Consider the following 20,562-nt stretch of genomic DNA (forward strand, 5'->3'; position numbering starts at 1 on the left):
CCCTCCGCCCCTACCTATGCTCCGACCTGCACTCCGACCTGCAGCGCAGGCCTCGCCGAGAACGGGCGCCCGGCCGATGGCGACACCCCTGGACAGGGTTTTCCGAAACGATGAGACGTGGGATACACTCACCGAGCCGGTGCAAGGACGCACCTCCCCGCGAGGGGCGATCGAGACCGGTGACCATCACTTCACAACGGACCGTCCGGCACGTACCTGCCGGTGAAGGAGTACCACCATGGCAACAGTGACTTTCGACAACGCATCGCGCGTCTACCCGGGCCAAGAGGCCCCGGCCGTCAACAACCTGAACATCGAGATCGCCGACGGCGAGTTCCTCGTCCTCGTCGGCCCGTCGGGTTGCGGCAAGTCGACCTCGCTGCGCATGCTCGCCGGCCTCGAGGAGATCGACGCCGGCCGCATCCTCATCGGCGATCGTGACGTCACCGACGTCCCGCCGAAGGACCGCGACATCGCGATGGTGTTCCAGAACTACGCTCTGTACCCGCACATGACGGTGGCCGACAACATGGGCTTCGCCCTGAAGATCGCCGGCAACCCGAAGGCAGAGATCCGCAAGCGCGTCGAGGACGCCGCCGAGATCCTGGACCTCACCGAGTACCTCGACCGCAAGCCCAAGGCGCTCTCCGGTGGCCAGCGCCAGCGTGTCGCCATGGGTCGTGCGATCGTCCGCTCCCCCCAGGTGTTCCTCATGGATGAGCCGCTGTCGAACCTCGACGCGAAGCTCCGTGTGTCCACCCGTACGCAGATCGCCTCGCTGCAGCGTCGCCTCGGCGTCACCACGGTCTACGTGACCCACGACCAGACTGAGGCCATGACGATGGGCGACCGCGTGGCGGTCCTCGATCGCGGCGTGCTCCAGCAGATCGACTCCCCGCGTCGCATGTACGACCACCCGAACAACGTGTTCGTGGCAGGCTTCATCGGCTCCCCCGCCATGAACCTCTTCGACTCGAAGCTCACCGATCAGGGCGTCGAGTTCGGCGGCGCTGTGATCCCGGTCGACCGGGCCACCCTCTCCGCGACCGACGAGACCTCCGTCACCGTCGGCGTGCGCCCCGAGGATCTCGAGCTCGTCGGGGACGACCAGGGCATCGCCGTCGAGGTCGACCTCGTCGAGGAGCTCGGCGCGGACGCCTTCATCTACGGTCGCCGTGCAGGCAGCGAGGAGACGGCCAAGCCGTTCATCGCGCGTGTCGATGCCCGGAACCCCCCGCTGAAGGGCGACACCGTCTACTTCCGTCCGAGCGAGGGTCACATCCACCTCTTCGACGCGAAGAACGGTCAGCGCCTGGGCGACTGATCTCCCCGCAGCGCACTCGACACGGGCGTCCGGCTTCTGCCGGGCGCCCGTCGTCGTCCCCACGATTCCGGGAAGACGGCGTGAGGTTTCCGTAGTCCAGCGGTGAAAAAAGCGCGATGAGTGGGCACTGCGGCCCGGAACGGGAGACAATGGCGCCATGGCACCCCTGGAGATCACTGCGTCCCGGGCCGATCCCGAACTGCTGGACCTCCCCTGGGACCAGCCGCTGGAGGACTGGCCCGAGGAGATCCTCGCCGCCCTCCCCCGCGGCATCTCTCGTCACGTAGTGCGGTTCGTGCGGGTCTCCGGGCGCGTCCTCGCCCTCAAGGAGATCAACCACAACCTCGCCAAGCGCGAGTACGAGATGCTCCGGCTGCTGGGGCGCATCGGGGTGCCCTCCGTGGTGCCCTTCGCCGTGATCTCCGGGCGCACGACTCCCACCGGGGAGCCGCTGGACGCCATGCTCGTCACCCGGCACCTGCAGTTCTCGCTCCCCTATCGCGCCGTGTTCAGCCAGGTCTCGCGCGAGGACACCGCCCAGCGCCTGCTCGACGCGCTGGCCGTGCTGCTCGTGCATCTGCACATCGAAGGTTTCTACTGGGGGGACGTCTCCCTCTCCAACACCCTGTTCCGTCGCGACGCCGGCGCCTTCGCCGCCTACATCGTCGACGTCGAGACCGGCGCCCTGCACGAGCAGCTCACCGACGGTCAGCGGGCCTACGACCTGGACCTCGCGCGGACCAACATCATCGGCGAGCTGATGGACCTGCAGGCCGGCGACATGTTCGACCCCGAGGCCGATCCGGTCGAGGTGGGCGACGACCTGGTGCGCCGCTACGAGGAGCTGTGGGCGGCTCTCACCGAGCGCGAGCGGTTCTCGGCCGACGAGCGCTGGAGAGTCTCCGCACGGATCGAGAAGCTCAACCGCCTGGGCTTCGACGTGGGCGAGCTCGAGATCACCACCGACCTCGACGGCACCACCCTGTCGATCCTTCCCAAGGTCGTCGACGCCGGTCACCACGCCCGTCGGCTCATGCGCCTCACCGGCATCGACGCGCAGGAGAACCAGGCGCGCCGGCTCCTGAACGAGCTGGACCAGTACGGCGCGGCCACCGAGCAGCAGGCGGAAGAGGAGGAGTTCGTCGCGCACGAGTGGCTGCAGACGCAGTACGAACCCGTGGTCCGTGCGATTCCCCGCTCGATGCGCTCCAAGCTCGAGCCCCCGGAGTTCTTCCACGAGGTGCTCGAGCACAAGTGGTTCCTGTCCGAGAAGGCCGGGACCGACGTGAGCCTCGACGAGACCGTGCGGCACTACATCCTCAACGTGCTGATCCACCGGCCCGACGAGAAGTCGCTCATGACCACCGAGACCTCGGCGCTGCCGATCTTCGGCTCCTGACCAGTCCCTCCTGCGACGTGTCCGCGCCCTCCCCCACCCCCGCGCCCGTCCCTGCGCCCGCCTCTGAGCTCTCGAACCTCTCGTTCCGTGACCAGCTGAGGGTCGACCGCCTCCCGCTGCGCCTGCTGCAGATGATGGTGGGGCTGTCAGGTTTCGGGTTCTCCCTGGCGATGCTGCTGCGCTCCGGACTCGGCGGCGCCCCCTGGGACGTGCTCCACGCGGCGCTCGCCGACCGCGCGGGCCTGAGCGTGGGCACCCTCAGCATCGCCGTCAGCTTCGTCGTCCTGCTGCTGTGGATCCCGTTGCGGGAGCAGGTCGGGATCGGCACGATCGCCAATGCCGTCTGGGTCGGGGTGAGCATCGACCTCGGGATGCTCGTGCTGCCAGCCGCGCCCAACCTGACCGCAGGGATCCTGCTGGCGGTCACGGGCGTGGTGATCAACGGCGTCAGCGCCGCCGTGTACATCGGGGCGCAGCTCGGGCCCGGGGCGCGCGACGGCCTGATGACGGGGCTCTCGCGGCGACTGGGCCGGCCCGTCGGCCCGGTGCGGATCGTGCTCGAGATCCTCGTGCTCGGCACCGGATGGCTGCTCGGAGGGCCGGTGGGGGCGGGGACCTTCCTGTACGCCGTCGGGCTCGGTCCGGTGATCCAGCTGGCTCTGCCGTACGTGATCATGCCGGTGCGCGGCCTGCGCGGGTCCGAGCGCTCCGAGCGCGGGACGGCGCAGGGACGCACCGACCCGGATGTGCCCGCGGGCCCCGCCTGAGGAGCCACCCGTGGCCTGAGCGCACGACAGCACGATGACACGACAGCAGGGGCCGTCCCGGAGCGATCCGGGATGGGCCCTGCTGTCGTGGACTGCCTCGAAACGTCCGACGTGAGGGGTCAGGCTCGGCCGTGCGCCGCCCGCACCCCGGAGATCTCGTACAGGGCGATGGCCGCGGCCACCGAGGCGTTCAGCGACTCCGCGCGACCCGGCATCGGGATCGACACCACCTGGTCGCTGATCTCCCGGGCGAGACGCGAGAGGCCCTTGCCCTCGGCGCCGACCACCAGCACGGTGGGCTGGGTGCTGAGTTCGAGCCCGCGCGAGGTGACGTCGCCGTCCGCGTCGAGACCGAGCACGAACACGCCCTGCTCCTTGAGGGAGGTGAGCGTGCGGTTGAGGTTGGTGACCTGGGCGACCCGCACCCGACCGGCGGCGCCGGCGGCGACCTTCCAGACGCTCGCGGTCATCGAGGCGCTGCGTCGCTCGGGCAGGATCACGCCATGGGCGCCGAAGGCATCCGCGCAGCGCAGGACGGCCCCGAGGTTGCGAGGATCGGTGATGCCGTCCAGTGCGACCAGCAGCGGCGTCTCGAAGGCCTCTGCGGCGATCCCGAGGAGGTCGTCGACCTCGGCGTACTCGTACGCGGGCATGGTCAGGGCGACGCCCTGATGCACCGAGTGGTCCGTCATCCGGTCCAGGTCGGTGCGGGATGCCTCGGCGATCGGCAGCCCCTGCGCCGTGGCCAGGCGCATGATCTCGCGCACGCGCTCGTCGGAATCCATCCGCACCATCACCGTGAGCTGGGTCGCGGGGACCTTCTCCTCGAGCGCCTCCAGCACGGCGTTGCGCCCTGCCACCAGGTCGCTGCCCGGCGCCTTCCGGCCGCCCTTCGTGCTGAGCCCGCTGCGCCGTGCCTGGCCGCCGGATCCTGTGCCGCTTCCCGACGAGGCCGAGTACTTCTTGTGGTACGGCCTGTCCTCGGCGCGGGGCGTCGGCCCCTTGCCCTCGAGCGCTCGACGGCGCACGCCGCCGGATCCGACGGTCGCGCCCTTCTTGCCCTTGCGCATCGCGCCGCGACGCGAGCTGTTGCCTGCCATGGGTGTTCTCCTCAGTCCGTGGTCTCGAGAGTCCAGCGTGCGCCGCCCTGGCCGTCCTCGACGCGGATGCCTGCGGCGCTCAGTGCGTCCCGCAGGGCATCTGCCCGGGCCCAGTCCTTGTCGGCGCGGGCCGCTGCGCGAGCGGCCAGCTGGGTGGTGATCAGCGCATCCAGCGCGGCATGCTCCGCACCGTCGCCGCCGGTGGTGCTCGCCCAGTGCTCGGCGAGCGGGTCCAGGCCCAGCACGTCGAGCATGGCGCGCAGGCGGCCCAGCCCGGGGGCGACCTCCGCCGCTGCCGTGCCCGCGGCGAGCAGCGAGTTCAACGCCGCCTGCTCGTGGTGGACGACCGCGAGCGCCTCGGGCACCGCGAGGTCGTCGTCCATCGCCGCGACGAATGCCTCCGGAAGGGCGACGGCGGCGAGATCCGCATCGGGGCCGGCCAGCGGATCCTCGCCGAGCAGCTCCGCGGCGCGGCGGGCCGTGGCCGAGAAACGCTCCCAGACCACCTCGGCCTCGCGCATGGCCGTTCCGTTGTACTCGACCGATGCCCGGTAGTGGCCGCTCACCATGGCGTAGCGGACGGCGGCTGCGGGGTGGTCCGTCAACGCCTGAGCGGCGGTGACGAAGTTGTCCAGGCTCTTGCCCATCTTGAGCCCGTCCACGGTGAGGACTCCGGAGTGCATCCACTGCCGCGCGAAGCCGAAACCTGCGGCGTGGGACTGGGCCTGCTCGTTCTCGTGGTGCGGGAAGCGCAGGTCGAGGCCTCCGGCGTGGATGTCGAAGGTCTCCCCCAGGTACTTGCGGCTCATCGCCGAGCACTCGAGGTGCCAGCCCGGCCGGCCCCTCCCGAACGGCGTCTCCCAGGAGGCGGTGCCCGGCTCGGTGGCCTTCGCGGCCTTCCACAGGGCGAAGTCTCGAGGGTGCCGCTTGCCCGGCTCCATCTCCTCGCCGGCGTCCTGCATGTCCTCGATGCTCTGCCGGGTCAGCGAGCCGTAGGTGGGGTGGGAGGCGACGTCGAAGTACACCGAGCCCTCGCCGTCGGCGTAGGCGTGGCCGCGTTCGATGAGGAGATCCATGAGCTCGATCATCTCCGGCACATGCCCGGTGGCGCGCGGCTCGTAGGTGGGCCTGCGGTTCCCCAGTCGGTCCAGCACGTCCTGGAACTCACGCTCGAAGCGCAGCGACCAGGCCCACCAGTCGACATCCGCCTCGGCGGACTTCGCGAGGATCTTGTCCTCGATGTCGGTGACGTTGCGGATGTGGGTGACGTCGTACCCGCTGCGTTCCAGCCAGCGCACCAGCACATCGAAGGCGAGGAAGGTGCGCAGGTGCCCGAGGTGGGGCGCGCCCTGCGTCGTCGGACCGCAGACATACAACGACACCGCCCCCTCGCGCACCGGGGTGAACGGCGCAGTCAGGCGGGTGGCGGTGTCATGCAGGTGGAGAGTCACGCAGACCAGGGTACTGCCCAGGTCGCGGCTCCATGGCCTCCGGAGCCCCGGAGGATCGCAGGGATCACCCTGCGATCCTCCGGCGGCGGGCTCACGCGAGACCTGGGAGGGGGTCCGGCTGTCCGCAGGATCCCCGGCGGATCACTCCGTGCGGGAGCTGACCTGCTTGCCGTAGAGCTCCTCGAAGGTGTCGTCGTAGGAGACGGCGTTGCTGCGGCGCTTGCCCTGGACGGCGTCAACGGCGGACTGGGCCGTCTCGATCGTTGTCTCCGGTGCCTTGATCTTCTTGAAGACCAGGAAGGCGACCAGACCGGCGATCGCCGAGATCAGGACGAACACGCCGGCGACGATGAGGAAGGAGGCCCAGTAGGGCAGCCCGAGGGCCTGGAGGCCGGTCGCCGCGGCGAACAGCAGCATCACCCAGGCCGAGAGGAGCAGGAACAGCAGCACCGCGGCGCAGGCGGCGATGATGCCCGCCTTGATCGCGATCCCGGTGATCTCCTTCTTGGCGATGTCGATCTCGTGATGGACAACGCCGAGGAGCTCGTCCCGGATGGACTGGACGAGTTCACCGATGGACCGCTGGGTGGGCGGTGTGCTCGGATCGTTCGTGGTGTTGATCATGGTCAGAGCCTAACGCAGGGTGTCGGGGATTCGTGTCCTCGGGGCGCGGAGCGCGCTCGGGACGGAGAGGGGGATCGTGCGGTCGCCGTCAGTCGACCGAGATCCGCTTGCGCTTCGTGGACTCGGGTCGGGGGCCGGCCGAGCTCGATCGTCGCACCACGATCGACGGGGCGACGGCGACGTCGCGCGCGGGTGTCTCCAGACCGGAGACCCGCTCGACCAGGAACTGCGCGGCAAGCGCACCGAGCCGGGAGGAGTTGGGGTCCACGCTCGTCAGTTGGGAGACGCCGGAGGAGGCCAGGGACGTGTTGCCGTAGCCGGCGACGGCGAGCTCCTCGGGCACCGAGATGCCGGCCTCGCGGGCCGCCGAGAGCAGCCCGACGGCCGTGACGTCGTTCGCGCAGGTGACCGCGGTGGGAACCTTGCTCCCTCGCAGCAGCATCGAGCCGGCCGTCTGCCCGACCTGCTCGGTGAAGTCGCCGGGCTCGATGCGGGCGCTCTCGCCGAGGCCGTGACGCTCCATCGCGGCGCGGAAGGCCTCGGAGCGCTCGCGGGCGACCTCCGCCCCGACTCCGCCGATATGGGCGATCTCGCGATGCCCCAGGCCGACCAGGTGGTCGACCAGCAGGCCCTGTCCGACCTCATCGTCGATGCGCACGGTGTCGAACCTGCCGATGAAGCTCTTCGAGCACCCGATGCCCACGAAGGGACGGCCCGCGGTCGCCTCGAGCACGGTGTCCATGTCGGCGAGGTCCGAGATCATCAGGAAGCCGTCGACGCCCAGGTCGACGAGGGACTCGATCGCGTCCGTATCCGCCGCCACCGGGTACTCGGGGATCCGGCGCCGGGTGGGGACCACCACGGCCGAGCGCCCGGTCGCCGCCAGCTCGATCCGGATCGCGCGCACCAGGTCCGAGATCCAGGTGTTGCGCATCGTGTTCACGAGGACCGCGACGACCCCGCGGTGGTCCGCCTCGCCGCTGAGCTCCTCGAGCGGGAAGTGGAGTCGCTCGGCGGTCTCCCGCACCTTGCTGGCCATCAGGGGCTTGATCTCCTCGGCGCCGCGCAGGGCCCGCAGCGCGACCGCACTGGAGATGCCGAGGGAGTCCGCGACATCTCGCAGGGTGCCGCGCTCCTGCCCTGACCGGGCCAGCTCGGCGGCGGTCTCGTCGACACCCTCGACGACCTGACCGCTGCGACCCCCCTCTCCGGGCGGAGTACCGGTGTCGGATCCGGGATCGATGGTCTCGTCGGACGAAGCGCTCGCATCACTGCTCATGGACCCATTGAACCGCATTTCCACCCTGGTCCGGGCACGACCTGGCCGGTGCGCACCTCACACCGTCCGCGGATCGGCCGACTCGGCTCCCGTTCAGCGGTTGCCCCCACCCAGGTCGTTCGGGGGTTATCCCCCACCCAGGACGTCGGAGGGCCCTCTAGGCCGCATCCGCCATCACGAATACTGTCAGGACCATGGAAGACACCACTGCGCCCCCACCGGTGGCTCCGCGATCCCGGCTGCACGCCGCGGCGCTCGCCTCCGTGCTCCTGGGCGGCCTCCTGTTCCTCTCCTGGTTCTGGATCAGCCTGGCGCTGCTGTTCTCAGGTCTCGGCGCCCTGCCCGCCCTCGGGTCCGGCCTGCTGCTGATCATCCCCTGGCTCCTGATCATGCAGGGCGCGGTCCGGATCGAGCGGCGTCGCGCCATCGCCGTGCACGGGATCTCCGTGATCCTGCCGTCCCGGCGGCGCTCGTGGCGCACGGGCGTCGGAGGGTGGATCCACGATCGGTGGCTCGAGCTCGGATCCGGTGCCTTCTGGCGCGGCGTCCTGCACCATCACGTCGCGATGTTCGTGGCGGGCCTGTTCTCCCTCCTCTTCGTGGCCCTGCTGTGGCTGGGCTGGAGCGCCGGCGACATCGCGCTGCGCCACGGCCCGCTGCAGGTCGGAGCGATCGACCTCTCCCGCTGGATGCTGGGCGTCATCGCCGTGAGCCTCGTGCTGCTCTCCGTGCTCGCCCTGGTGCTCGGGGCGCTCGCGGATCGCGGACTGGCCCGGGTCCTCATCTCCGGCTCCGAGGATGATCTGCGCGAACAGGTCGCCGAGCTCGCCGAGCGTCGCCAGGGCGCGGTCGATGCAGCCGCCCAGGAGCGGCTGCGCATCGAGCGGGATCTCCACGACGGTGTGCAGCCACGTCTCGTCAGCCTCGCCATGACCCTCGGGATGGCGAAGCTGGCGATCCGCACGGATCCCGACCGCGCCGCCGACCTCGTGGGCCAGGCGCACGCCGAGTCGAAGGCTGTCATGACGGACCTGCGGCAGCTCGCCCGCGGCATCCACCCGGCCGTGCTGACCGACCGCGGGCTGGATGCGGCGCTCTCCGCCCTCGCCGCCCGCTCCCGGATCCCGGTGGAGCTGGAGGTCGAGCTCGCCGGAGCCGGGGCTCCCCGGCTGGACCGCGAGAGGGAGGCCGTCGCCTACTTCGTCGTCTCCGAGGCGCTCACCAACGTGGCCAAGCACTCCGGGGCATCCCGGGTCGGTGTCCGGGTCGTCCAGACCTCCACCTCGCTGCACGTGCGGATCGAGGATGACGGCCGGGGCGGGGCGACGGTGCGCCGCGACGGGTTCTCCACCGGTCTCGCCGGGCTCACCGACCGGGTCCGGGCGACGGGCGGGCGGCTCGAGGTGACCAGCCCTGCAGAGGGTGGCACCGTCCTGGACGCCAGGCTCCCCCTGCACTCCAGCGCTGTCAGCGACCTCCGCGAGGCGCGCATCAGCCGCACCACCGACATCGCCAGCACTGCCTCTCCGCCCTCAACGGCATCCCCCGCCGGACCCGAAACCCAGGAGGCCCTCCGATGAGGATCGTGATCGCCGACGACGCCGTGCTGCTGAGGGCGGGCGTGGAACGCCTGCTCACCGACGCCGGACACGAGGTGGTCGCCGCCGTCGGCGACGCCACCACCCTGCTCAGCGCGGTCTCCCATCACCAGCCCGATCTCGCGGTGATCGACGTGCGCATGCCGCCGACGTTCACCGACGAGGGGGTCCGGGCGGCGATGCTCATCCGCCAGCAGGACCCCGCCGTGGCCCTGCTGGTGCTCTCGCAGTACGTCGAGGAGCGCTACGCCTCGGACCTGATCGCCGACTCCCCGCACGGGCTGGGCTATGTGCTCAAGGACCGGGTCGCCGATGTCGACGACTTCCTCTCCGTGGTCACCGACGTCGGGAACGGGGGCACCTGGCTGGACCCCGAGGTGGTCCAGCAGATCTTCATCCGCTCCCGTCGCCGTCGCACCTTGGAGGGTCTGACGCCACGGGAGCGCGAGGTGCTCTCGCTGATGGCCCAGGGCCGGGCCAACCAGGCGATCGCCGACGCCCTGTTCGTCTCCGCCGGCAGCGTGGAGAAGCACATCTCCTCGCTGCTCACCAAGCTCGACCTTCCCCCCGTGGACGGGGAGAACCGACGCGTGATGGCCGTGCTGCGCTACCTGGAATCCGAGGACCATTCATGACCACCCTGCAGTCCGCATCCCGACCTCCGCATGGGCCCGGCGCTGCTCCTCGGCCCGATCCCGCACCAGGGCCCGGCTCTGCCGCTGGACCCGACTCCGCTCGCGGATCCGTGCTCGAGCCGGGTCGACGGCTGTCCCCGTCCCCGCAGGGCGACAGGTCCTGGCGTCTGCTGATCACGCTCCTCGGGGCGATCGTGCTGCTCCTGCTCCTGCTGGGGCTCACCGCGGTCTCGGTGTCGAGCTGGCTCACCACCCGCAGCTTCTCCGAGATTCCGGCGACGACCGGCCTCGGGACCCCCAGCGCGCTCGAGCTCACCAATGATCTCGGCGACGTGCACGTCCTGCGATCCGCGGACGTCGACGAGGTCACCCTGGCCTTCGTCGAGGAGGGCTCGACGACGCTGCCGGCGGACGGCGCGACGGCGCAGGCCTCCATCGACCGCACGGGCGGGGCCGATGCCCCGAGCATCGCCGTGCGCCAGCCCGGAGGGCCGGCCGTGATTCCCTGGGAGAACGACACGCGCGACCTTCTCCTGCTCGTCCCGAACGACCTCGACCTGTCTCTCGATCTCACGTCCACCGTGGGCGATGTCGACGCCACGGGGTCGTTCTCCTCCCTCGCGGTGGCCTCTGAGGTGGGCGACGTGCGCCTCGCCTCCGTGGCCGCCCCGGGCGGGCTGACCGTGACGAGCGACGTGGGCGATGTCGAGGTGGAGCTCGAGGGCCCCACCCCGGACGCGGTCGAGGTGACCACCTCAGTGGGCAACGCCGACCTGCTGCTGCCGGTGGATGCGAGCGGCGACGTGGCCGTGAGCTCCGAGCTGGGTGACGTCTACCTCACCGCACCGGGGACCACCCAGTGGTCCGTCACGGCGAGCACCGAGCTCGGCGAACGGAGTGTGGATCCGAGCTTCACCGCACGGACCGGGGACGAGGTGGGCACCCTCACGGTGACCTCCGAGCTCGGGAACGTGACCGTCTCCCGCTGACGTGACCAGCTCCCGCTGACTCCGTCCCGTCCTGTCCCGGACACCACGATCACGGGCGGGCGCCCCGGTCATGGACCGGGGCGCCCGCCCGTGATCGAGCTCCTGAGGCGAAGAGGTGGCTCAGGCCTTGCCGCCCAGCCCCTTCTGGATGAGGTCCATGACCGACGCATCGGCGAGGGTCTGGGTGTCGCCGACCTGACGGTTCTCGGCGACATCCCGCAGCAGGCGGCGCATGATCTTGCCGGAACGGGTCTTCGGCAGCTCGGAGACCAGGAGCACCTTCTTGGGCTTGGCGATCGGACCGATCTCCTTGCCCACGTGGGCACGGAGCATCTCGGGCACCTTGTCCTCGCCGCCGGCGGCGGAGATGACCTCATCGTTGCCCGAGCGCAGGATCACGAAGGCGACCGGTGCCTGCCCGGTGGTCTCGTCGTTCGCGCCGACCACGGCGGCCTCTGCCACCCACTCGTGGCTGACCAGGGCGGACTCGATCTCCATGGTCGAAAGGCGATGGCCGGAGACGTTCATGACGTCGTCCACGCGACCCAGCAGCCAGATGTCTCCGTCCTCGTCGCGCTTGGCGCCGTCGCCGGCGAAGTAGGTCCCCTCGAAGCGCGACCAGTAGGTCTCCTTGAAGCGCTCCGGATCACCCCAGATACCGCGCAGCATGCCCGGCCACGGCTCGTTGAGCACGAGATAGCCGCCATCACCGTTCGCGACCGACTTCCCCGATTCGTCGACGACGTCGGCGCTGATGCCGGGCAGCGCGACCTGCGCCGAGCCCGGCTTGGTCGAGGTGATGCCCGGCAGCGGGGAGATCATGATGCCGCCGGTCTCCGTCTGCCACCAGGTGTCGACGATCGGGCAGCTGTCCCCGCCGATCACGCGGCGATACCACATCCATGCCTCGGGGTTGATCGCCTCTCCGACGCTGCCGAGCAGGCGCAGCGAGGACAGGTCGAACTTCGCCGGGATCTCCTCGCCCCACTTCATCGCGGTACGGATCGCCGTGGGCGAGGAGTAGAACTGCGTGACCTTGTACTTCTCGATGATCTCCCACCACCGGCCCTGGTGGGGGCTGTCCGGGGTGCCCTCGTAGATCACCTGGGTGGTGCGGTTGGCCATAGGCCCGTAGACCACGTAGGTATGGCCGGTGACCCAGCCAACGTCCGCCGTGCACCAGTAGACGTCCGAGGACGGCTTGAGGTCGAAGACGGCACGGTGGGTGTAGGCGGCCTGCGTGAGGTACCCGCCGGTCGTGTGGATGATGCCCTTGGGCTTCCCGGTGGTGCCGGAGGTATAGAGGATGAACAGCGGGTGCTCGGCCTCGACCCAGACGGGCTCGTGCTGGGCGGAGGCGCTCTCGCGGGCTTCGTGCCACCAGACGTCGCGACCCTCGGTCCACTCGACGTCGCCACCGGTGCGACGGACCACGAGGACCTTCTCGACGCTGTCGCCGCCTCCGGCGAGCGCCTCGTCGACCGCGGGCTTCAGCGGCAGCTGCTTCCCGCGGCGGTTCTGGCCGTCGGCGGTGATGACGACCCGTGCCTCGGCATCCTCGATGCGTGAGCGCAGCGCGTCGGCGCTGAAGCCTCCGAAGACGAGGGAGTGGGGGGCACCGATGCGGGCGCAGGCCAGCATCGCGAAGGTCGCCTCGGGGATCATCGGCAGATAGATGGCGACGCGGTCGCCGGTCTTCACCCCGAGGTCCGTCAGGACGTTCGCCATCTTGCTGATCTCGTCCTTGACCTCGGCGTAGGTGAAGGTCGCATCGGAGCCGTCCTCGTACTCGGCGTACAGGGCGACCTGCTCGCCGTGGCCGGACTCCACATGGCGGTCCACGCAGTTGTAGGCCGCGTTCAGGGTGCCATCGGCGAACCACTTCGCGAACGGCGGATCGGTCCAGTCGAGGGTCTCGGTGAAGGGGGTCTTCCAGCTGAGCAGGCTCGCCCGCGCCCTCCAGAAGGCCAGCCGGTCCCGCTCGGCCTCCTCGTAGAGAGAAGGGCGACCGACCGCGTTCTGGACGAACTCGGAGGAGGGGGAGAACGTACGGGTCTCCTGGGAGAGGTTCTCGATCCCGGTGGCGGCGTCGTCAGTCATGAGTACTCCTGGTTCACGGGCCCCGGGCTCGCCGGGGCGAAACGGACGGCCCAACCGTATCGCAGGAGACCCACGTCACGGGCACCGTCCACCGCGCGGACGTCCGCTGCCAGGCGCCCGGAGCGACTCGGCCGTGCGGACTCTCGTCGCCGCTCGGACTCAGCTCGCGGGATGGATCTCCAGGTGCTGACCGTCAGGATCGGCGACGTGCACGCTGCGCACCGCCCCGCCCTCGACCACACGTGCGGTATATCCGCCGTCCGTGAGGCGGGCGGCGAGCTCCCCGAGGTCTTCGGTGGTCGTGAACCCGAGGCGGACGAGCGGGACCCGCAGAGCGGGATGGGCCGAATCACCTCCGGGCCGGGATGCCACCTCTCCCTCGGCCGGGGCATGCAGGCCGACCCCGCCACTGCCCGGGCTCACGAGGGCCCGGTAGGCCGGACTGCCCGCGTCGGCCGGGACGAAGCCGAGAGCACCGAAGAACGCGACGTCACGGTCCCGTTCGACGCCTTCGGCACTGGCCCGGACGGCGACCACCGACAGGCGGGCGTCCGCCCCGGCGCCGTCATGGGCGACATAGCCGTAGTGGTCCTCCTGATCCTCGTTCAGCCCGATCGCCTCGCCATGGGGTCCGGTGATGTTCCCCTGCCGCCCATAGGCCTCGTCCCAGACCGTCACCTCGAGCCCCGCCTCGCGCAGCTGCTCGGCCGCGGCGTCGGTCGAACGCACGACCGTGCTCAGCTGGGTCTCCCCGGCCGGGGAGCCGGTCGCCGAGGTCGACGCGGAATGGACCATGACGCGACCGCCGCCGCCGGCGACGAGCTCGGCGTACTGATCGCTCGGCGAGGTCAGCAGCGGGGCCATCCCCACCGTGCGCAGGAAGTCGATGAGCGCACGGGGCTTCGCTGTGAACCGCAGCGGGAAGACGGTGAAGGCACTGGGGTCCGGGGTGGCCCGGTGGGCTGGAACAGGATGCTCGGTCATGTCGATCTCCTCAGGCGTCGTCGCGCTGGGTGGTGGAGTGGGTGAGGTACTGCGTCAGCGCCGTCTCGACGAGGGCGCTGAGGCTGGTGGACTCATCGATCGCACGGTGCTTCACCGCGACCACGAGGTCCTTGGGCAGGTACACGTTGAACTGCACCTTGGGGCTGCTGGCGGGACTCTTCGGAACTTCTACCATGCCAGGATTCTAGCATCCTCGCATTACCTCTCGTCGTGCGGTCCCCACGGGCCGGGCAGATGGGCAGAGGTGCAGGCCGTGCGACTATCGTGGAGTCCCATGGCCCCCGATACCGCCGCCGCGCAGCCGCCGCTGCTGGAGCCGACCCGCCTGAGCGGTCTCGAGATCCGCAATCGCATCTGGCTGGCCCCCATGTGCCAGTACATGGTCGAGGCGGAGGACGGGGTCCCCACCGACTGGCACCTCGTCCATCTCGGGGCACGGGCCGCCGGCGGGTTCGGGCTCCTCATCACCGAGGCGACCGCCGTCTCCCCCGAGGGCCGCATCAGTCCCCGTGACACCGGCCTGTGGAACGACGACCAGGCCGAGGCCTGGTCCCGCATCACCGGCTTCTGCCAGCAGCAGGGCGCGAAGATCGCGGTCCAGCTGGCGCACGCCGGGCGCAAGGCCTCCACCTGGCCGGCGCTCCCCCAGTTCTCGAACCGACGCGGCACCATCCCCGAGTTCGCCTCGGGCTGGCGCGCCGTCGGCCCCACCACCGATCCCTTCCCCGGCCTCGACGCGCCGGACGCCCTCAGCCGCGAGCAGATCGCCGAGGTGGTCCAGGACTTCGTCGCGGCGGCCCGTCGCGCGGAGAGCGCCGGCTTCGACGCTGTCGAGCTCCACTTCGCCCATGGCTACCTGGTCCATGAGTTCCTCTCACCGCTCGTGAACACCCGGACGGACGAGTACGGGGCCGACGCCACCGGCCGACGCCGTCTCGCCCTCGAGATCGCGACGGCGGTGCGCGAGGAATGGCCTGCGCAGAAGCCGCTGATCGTCCGGATCAGTGCAACCGACTGGATCGACGGCGGCTGGGGCATCGAGCAGTCCATCGACCTCGCCCGCAGCCTCGAGATGGTCGGCGTGGACGCCCTGCACGTCTCCACCGGGGGCGCCGTGATCGCCGATATCGCCGTCGGCCCTGAGTACCAGGTCGGCTTCGCCCGCACCCTGCGCGAGGCCGTCTCCATGCCGGTCGCGGCCGTCGGGCTCCTCACCGACCCTGCCGCCGCCCAGGACGTCCTGGACCGCGGCGACGCGGATTTCGTGGCGATCGGGCGGGCCGCCCTGCGAGAAGCCGGGTGGCCGCAACGCGCCGCCCATGAGCTCGGCGTCCGGGACGGAACCCTCTATCCCGGCGCCTATCGCCGCGGATCCTGGTGAGCTCGGCGAGCGGATTCGTGGTGGGATCCGAGGTGATGGTCGCAGTGGGAATCATGAAGGAGGAGGTGGCTCGGTGAAGATGCTCCCGGTCTCGGCGACCCTGCGTGCACGGGTCGCCCTGGCGCCGCGCTCGGTGGTGCTCATCGACAAGTTCGGCGAGCTCACGGCGCAGGAGCTGCTCGCGCAGGCGCAGCTGCATCGGCATCGTCCTGGCTCGGCGCTGCCGGGACGCGGCCATTCGCCGTGGAACCTGCTGCCGGCCCACGCTCCTCTGCGACAGATCATGGTCACCGTGCTCGCCAGCGATGCCCCGCTCGAGCTGCGGTCGAGCGGGACCCCCGAGCGCCTCTCTCCACGGCGCCGAGGCCCGCTCTCTCCGTCGCAGTTCCTCACCCTGCTGGATCTCGGCCGACGGATCGGCCTGCGGCCGGGTCGCCGGGTGGCCAGCGCCGCTCCCGGGGTGCACGGGCATGGGCTGCTGGTGGCCCTCGGCGCCCTCGCCCTCGGCTGCCCGGTGCTGGACCTGTCCCATCTCCCCGCCGCCGAGCGGGTGGATCTGCTGCATCAGCACGCCGTGGACATGCTCGCCGGCGCCCCCGTGCACCTGGTCGAGCTCATGCTCGCCGACCGCGAGCTGGGCGGGAACCGGCCGGTCCGCATGGAGCGTGTGATCTCCGGATCCGACGTCCTGTCCCCGCAGCTGCGAGCCGATCTCGCCCGGCACTTCGGCGCCCGGGTGCACGACATCTACGGCACGGCGGAGACGGGCCCGCTCGCCGTCGACGGCCGCCCGCTGCGCGGCATCCGCCTGCGCGAGCGCGACGGCCAGCTGCTGGCCCGCACGCCGTTCACCGCGGGACGCACATACCTCACCGATCGGGGCGGGATCGACGCCGACGGCACCGTCCGGGTCTCCGGCCGCGCCGAAGGCGTCCTCACCCAGGGCGGCATGGTGCATGACCCGATCGCGGTGGTGCGCCTGCTGCGCACCCATCCCGGAGTCACCGCGGCCCAGCTGCGGGTCGTGCACGATGCGGACCTCGGACCGTGCACCGTCGCCGAGGTGACGCTCGCAGCGGGTATCGCCGCGGAGTCCGCGCCGCTCCCGGAGGAGCTGCGCGCCCTGGTCCGTGACCATCTCGGCGCGGCATCAGTGCCGCGCGAGGTGCGGTTCAGCAGTCCGGGACGCTGACCGGCACCGCGGTGACCGCGAGGCCGCCCATCGCGGTCTCCTTGTAGCGATCGTTCATATCCTTGCCGGTCTGGCGCATGGTCTCGATGACCGTGTCCAGGGAGACGAAGTGCTCCCCGGTGCCGCGCAGCGCGAACCGCGCCGCGGTGATCGCCTTGACCGCGGCCATGGCATTGCGCTCGATGCAGGGGACCTGCACCAACCCGCCCACGGGATCGCAGGTCAGGCCGAGGTTGTGCTCCATCGCGATCTCGGCGGCGTTCTCGACCTGGGCGGGTTTGCCGCCCATCGCCTCGCACAGGGCCGCGGCAGCCATCGAGCAGGCGGAGCCGACTTCGCCCTGACAGCCGACCTCCGCGCCGGAGATCGAGGCGTGCTCCTTGTACAGAGAGCCGATCGCTCCGGCGGTGAGCAGGAAGCGCACGGCGATCTCGTCGGGGTCGACCCCGTCGATGTAGGTGGTCGCGAAGAACAGCACCGCCGGGATGATGCCCGCTGCGCCGTTGGTGGGCGCGGTGACGACGCGACCGCCGGCGGCGTTCTCCTCGTTCACCGCGAGGGCGGCGAGGGACACCCACTCGAAGGCGTTCATCGGCAGGCGCACGGGGTCCTCGGCGCTGAGGGAGTCGTACCAGGAGGCGGCGCGGCGCTTGACCTCGAGGCCGCCGGGGAGGGTTCCGCTGGTGGCCGTGCCACGCCGGATGCAGTCGTCCATGGACTGCCAGATGGTGAGCAGTCCGGCACGGATCTCCTCGTCGCTGCGCCACTGGCGTTCGCGCTGGAGCATCGCCTCGGAGACGGATATGCCCTGGTCCTCGCACGCCCGGAGCAGCTGGTCGCCGGTGGTGAAGATGGCGCTCCCCTCGCCCTCGGCGGCGACCTCGGCGATCGAGCGGTCCATATCGGCCTCGTCGACCACGAAACCGCCTCCGACGGAGAACATGGGCCGACGCACGAGCTCCTCGCCCTCACCGTCGAGGGCCGAGAAGGTCATCCCGTTGGAGTGCTGGGGCAGGAAGGTCAGCGGGTGCAGCACGATGGCGGACGGCCGCAGACCCACCTCGAGCTGACCGCCCAGGAGCAGACCGCCCTCGGCCTCGATCTGGGCCACGCGCTCCCGCCCGGCGATCGGGTCGACGGTCTCGGGATCGGAACCCTCCAGCCCCATGACCACGGCGTCCAGGGTGCCGTGCCCCGTGGCGGTAGCGGCGAGCGACCCGTACAGGTGCACCTCCACCTGGGCGACCCGCGGTCCGATCTGTTCGTCCTCGAGCACCTCACGGGCGAACTGGGCCGCCGCGCGCATCGGACCGACCGTATGCGAGCTCGACGGCCCGATACCGATCTTGAACAGGTCGAACGTGCTGATGCTCACCGTCCGCCTCCTCGACGCGGACTGCGGGATGGGGCACCGGAGCTGCCTCGCGCACCGCCCTTCCCGGGGCCACCCTTGCCGCCCTTGCCACCCTTGCCACCCGCAGCGCCACCGGCGCCGCCCTTGCCCCCGCGGCCACCTGCCTGGCCACCGCGTTCACCGGCGCCGTCCCGTCCCGCGCCACCACGGCCCCGGCCACGGTCCTGCGCGTCCCGCCCGGCGGCCTCGGCAGTGCGCTGGCCGCGACGGCCGCCGACCGTGCGTCCCCCTCCGGAGCGCGGCCCGCCCTGGCGGGGCTCCTCCGCTCCGGCGTCCCCACGGACACCCCGGGTCCTGGAGCCGGCGCCACCGGCGCTGCCACCACGTCCGACAGCCGTGCGCCCTCCGGCGGCGCGGCCACCGGCGGCGCGGCCTCCGCGACCACCACGACCGCCGCCACGCGGGCTCTCGGTCTCGGGCTCCTCCTCCCAGGAGGCGCGACGCTCCTCGTTCGCCCGTCGCTCCTCGGCACGACGGGCATCTGCTCCGCCGGTGCGCTGGATGTCGAGCTTGCGTGGCGCACCCTTGTACTTCACCTGCGCCGGATCCTCCGCCGGGGTCCCGGCCGGTGCCTGCCCGCCGAGCTGCTCGAGCGCGGGCTCCTCAGCACTGGCGACGTCCGCCCACGTGGCCTCCACACTGGCTCCCGCGACGATGCTGCGGGTCTTGGCGACCTGGTGCGGCAGGGCGAGGGTGACGACGACACCGGTGGCCCCGGCGCGGGCGGTGCGGCCCGAGCGGTGCACGTACTCCTTGAGGTCGTCGGACGGGTCGACGTGCACGACCATCGTCACATCGTCGATGTGGAGGCCTCGTGCGGCGACGTCGGTCGCCACGAGCACGGGGTAGGCGCCCTCGCGGAAGCCTGCCAGCACGTTGATGCGCAGGCCCTGCTGCTTGTTGCCGTGCAGAGCGGCAGCCCGCACACCGACCTCGAGCAGCTCCTGGGCGACGCGCTCGGCGCCGAGCTGGGTGCGGGTGAACATCAGGGTGCGGCCCTCGCGGGCGCCGAGCTGCGCGGTCACGGACCGCTTGGCCGACGGCTCGATCGCGAGCACGTGGTGATCCATCGTGGTCACGGCGGCGGTCACCGGGGTCGTCTCGTGGCTCACCGGGTCCACCAGGAAGCTGTCGACGATCTCCTCGACCTGGCCATCGAGCGTGGCGGAGAACAGCATCTTCTGGGTGCCCATCGGGATGGCGGCGAGGATGTCGCGCACATCGGGCAGGAAGCCGAGGTCGGCCATGTGGTCCGCCTCGTCGACGACCGTGCTCTCGACGAGGTCGAGCTGGAGGGCACCGCGCTCGGCGAGATCGATCAGGCGCCCCGGGGTCGCGACGACGATCCCGACGCCGCGGTTGATGGCGTCGGCCTGCTTCTCGATGTTCATCCCGCCGGCGACGAGCTGCGCCTTCATGCCGACTGCGCGGGCGAAGGGGTGGATCGTGTCGACGACCTGGACGGCGAGCTCGCGCGTGGGGACCAGCACGACGCCCAGGGGGCGCTTGCGGTGCATCTTGCGGCCCCGGAAGCGAGAGGCCATCGCCAGGGTGAAGGCGAGGGTCTTGCCCGAGCCGGTCTCTGCGCGTGCCAGGACGTCGCGTCCTGCCAGGGCATCCGGCAGGATCGCTGACTGGATCTCGAAGGCCCGCTCGAGTCCCTGATCGGCGAGGACGCCGATCAGTTCATCGGGCAGAGCCATGTCCTCGAAACGTTCCCCGCTGTGGGCGGAACGACGACGGGCCTTGGGCATGGTGATCCTCCTGACGATACGAACACCGCCATCATCCCGCATGTGCCGACCGTGGGAGACTGGAAGGACGATGTTGCGCACACTCATGACTTCGAAGATCCACCGAGCCACCGTCACGCAGGCAGACCTGCACTACGTGGGCTCGGTGACGATCGACCCCGTTCTCACCGAGGCGGCCGGCCTGGTCGAGAACGAGCAGGTCACGATCGTGGACATCACCAATGGTCACCGCCTCACCACCTACGTGATCGAGGGTGAGCGCGGCAGCGGCGTGATCGGCATCAACGGCGCCGCCGCCCACCTCGTGGCCCCCGGTGACCTCGTGATCCTCATGGCGTACGGCCAGCTCGACGAGACCGAGATCTCCTCCCACCGGCCCCGGGTGGTCCATGTGGACGAGAGCAACCGCATCGTCGCGATCGGCGACGACGGCGCGCAGCCCGTCCCGGGGATGCCGGACCAGCTCTGCGGCCGCGAGTCGCACGGCATGCGCTGAGCCGGCCCCACGGCAGCCCGCCCGGGCGCTTCGCCCCGGCCCCCCGCCCGGGCA

18 protein-coding genes are annotated in these 20,562 nt (G+C 70.8%); 9 read left to right on the plus strand and 9 right to left on the minus strand.

The features are described 5' to 3' along the window. The first annotated feature begins 238 nt into the window (after positions 1 to 238). The 3 genes from INT49_RS13080 (at position 239) to yczE (ending at position 3,490) form a co-directional block, all read left to right on the plus strand. Positions 239 to 1,324, plus strand: coding sequence for an ABC transporter ATP-binding protein (locus INT49_RS13080; RefSeq protein ID WP_193118185.1), 1,086 nt, complete (start codon positions 239 to 241; stop codon positions 1,322 to 1,324). A gap of 157 nt (positions 1,325 to 1,481) precedes the next feature. Then, on the plus strand, positions 1,482 to 2,723 hold the full coding sequence (locus INT49_RS13085; protein WP_193118186.1) for a DUF4032 domain-containing protein: 1,242 nt from the start codon (positions 1,482 to 1,484) through the stop codon (positions 2,721 to 2,723). A gap of 17 nt (positions 2,724 to 2,740) precedes the next feature. Then, positions 2,741 to 3,490, plus strand: coding sequence for a membrane protein YczE (gene yczE, locus INT49_RS13090; RefSeq protein ID WP_319021617.1), 750 nt, complete (start codon positions 2,741 to 2,743; stop codon positions 3,488 to 3,490). 119 nt (positions 3,491 to 3,609) lie between these two features. Here the strand turns inward: yczE and rlmB are convergent, their stop codons facing one another. The 4 genes from rlmB to INT49_RS13110 form a co-directional block, all read right to left on the minus strand. Continuing rightward, complete coding sequence (gene rlmB, locus INT49_RS13095; RefSeq protein ID WP_193118187.1) at positions 3,610 to 4,590, minus strand: 23S rRNA (guanosine(2251)-2'-O)-methyltransferase RlmB; 981 nt, start codon at positions 4,588 to 4,590, stop codon at positions 3,610 to 3,612. Between the two features lie 11 nt (positions 4,591 to 4,601). After that, the gene (gene cysS, locus INT49_RS13100) at positions 4,602 to 6,041 is read right to left on the minus strand and encodes a cysteine--tRNA ligase (RefSeq protein ID WP_193118188.1); all 1,440 of its coding nucleotides are present in this window, start codon (positions 6,039 to 6,041) and stop codon (positions 4,602 to 4,604) included. A gap of 141 nt (positions 6,042 to 6,182) precedes the next feature. Beyond that, the gene (locus tag INT49_RS13105) at positions 6,183 to 6,665 is read right to left on the minus strand and encodes a phage holin family protein (RefSeq protein ID WP_193118189.1); all 483 of its coding nucleotides are present in this window, start codon (positions 6,663 to 6,665) and stop codon (positions 6,183 to 6,185) included. A gap of 88 nt (positions 6,666 to 6,753) precedes the next feature. Then, positions 6,754 to 7,944, minus strand: coding sequence for a LacI family DNA-binding transcriptional regulator (locus INT49_RS13110; protein ID WP_193118190.1), 1,191 nt, complete (start codon positions 7,942 to 7,944; stop codon positions 6,754 to 6,756). Positions 7,945 to 8,138: 194 nt separating this feature from the next. Between INT49_RS13110 and INT49_RS13115 the strand changes: the two genes are divergently transcribed. The 3 genes from INT49_RS13115 to INT49_RS13125 are packed head-to-tail and all read left to right on the plus strand — an operon-like array spanning position 8,139 to position 11,166. Next, positions 8,139 to 9,524: a sensor histidine kinase gene (locus INT49_RS13115; RefSeq protein ID WP_193118191.1), complete on the plus strand. Its 1,386-nt coding sequence runs from the start codon at positions 8,139 to 8,141 to the stop codon at positions 9,522 to 9,524. Beyond that, positions 9,521 to 10,177 (plus strand): response regulator, encoded by a 657-nt coding sequence (locus tag INT49_RS13120; RefSeq protein ID WP_193118192.1) that lies wholly within the window; start codon positions 9,521 to 9,523, stop codon positions 10,175 to 10,177. The genes INT49_RS13115 and INT49_RS13120 overlap by 4 nt, the downstream gene beginning before the upstream one ends. Beyond that, complete coding sequence (locus INT49_RS13125) at positions 10,174 to 11,166, plus strand: DUF4097 family beta strand repeat-containing protein (RefSeq protein ID WP_193118193.1); 993 nt, start codon at positions 10,174 to 10,176, stop codon at positions 11,164 to 11,166. The genes INT49_RS13120 and INT49_RS13125 overlap by 4 nt, the downstream gene beginning before the upstream one ends. 120 nt (positions 11,167 to 11,286) lie before the next feature. Here the strand turns inward: INT49_RS13125 and acs are convergent, their stop codons facing one another. The 3 genes from acs to INT49_RS13140 form a co-directional block, all read right to left on the minus strand. Further along, complete coding sequence (gene acs / locus INT49_RS13130; protein ID WP_193118194.1) at positions 11,287 to 13,266, minus strand: acetate--CoA ligase; 1,980 nt, start codon at positions 13,264 to 13,266, stop codon at positions 11,287 to 11,289. 159 nt (positions 13,267 to 13,425) lie between these two features. Next, a complete protein-coding gene (locus tag INT49_RS13135) occupies positions 13,426 to 14,250 on the minus strand; it encodes a VOC family protein (protein ID WP_193118195.1) in 825 nt (274 codons plus the stop codon). A gap of 10 nt (positions 14,251 to 14,260) precedes the next feature. Then, positions 14,261 to 14,446, minus strand: coding sequence for a ribbon-helix-helix domain-containing protein (locus INT49_RS13140; RefSeq protein WP_193118196.1), 186 nt, complete (start codon positions 14,444 to 14,446; stop codon positions 14,261 to 14,263). Between the two features lie 99 nt (positions 14,447 to 14,545). Here INT49_RS13140 and INT49_RS13145 point away from each other — a divergent pair, with 99 nt between their 5' ends. Together INT49_RS13145 and INT49_RS13150 are read left to right on the plus strand one after the other, a co-directional pair. Continuing rightward, on the plus strand, positions 14,546 to 15,652 hold the full coding sequence (locus INT49_RS13145) for an NADH:flavin oxidoreductase/NADH oxidase (RefSeq protein WP_193118197.1): 1,107 nt from the start codon (positions 14,546 to 14,548) through the stop codon (positions 15,650 to 15,652). A gap of 79 nt (positions 15,653 to 15,731) precedes the next feature. Next, positions 15,732 to 16,844 carry an AMP-binding protein gene (locus tag INT49_RS13150; RefSeq protein ID WP_193118216.1) on the plus strand — a complete coding sequence of 371 codons (1,113 nt, stop codon included), beginning with the start codon at positions 15,732 to 15,734 and terminating at the stop codon, positions 16,842 to 16,844. Here the strand turns inward: INT49_RS13150 and INT49_RS13155 are convergent. After that, positions 16,825 to 18,219: an L-serine ammonia-lyase gene (locus INT49_RS13155; protein WP_193118198.1), complete on the minus strand. Its 1,395-nt coding sequence runs from the start codon at positions 18,217 to 18,219 to the stop codon at positions 16,825 to 16,827. The two genes, INT49_RS13150 and INT49_RS13155, sit on opposite strands and share 20 nt — an antisense overlap. Further along, entirely contained in the window at positions 18,216 to 20,012 is a 1,797-nt protein-coding gene (locus INT49_RS13160) for a DEAD/DEAH box helicase (RefSeq protein WP_193118199.1), read from the minus strand. The genes INT49_RS13155 and INT49_RS13160 overlap by 4 nt, the downstream gene beginning before the upstream one ends. A 70-nt stretch (positions 20,013 to 20,082) precedes the next feature. Between INT49_RS13160 and panD the strand changes: the two genes are divergently transcribed. Continuing rightward, entirely contained in the window at positions 20,083 to 20,508 is a 426-nt protein-coding gene (panD, locus tag INT49_RS13165; RefSeq protein WP_193118200.1) for an aspartate 1-decarboxylase, read from the plus strand. Positions 20,509 to 20,562 lie beyond the last annotated feature (54 nt).

Source organism: Brachybacterium tyrofermentans, from assembly GCF_014897585.1.
In the GTDB taxonomy this organism is placed as follows: domain Bacteria; phylum Actinomycetota; class Actinomycetes; order Actinomycetales; family Dermabacteraceae; genus Brachybacterium; species Brachybacterium tyrofermentans.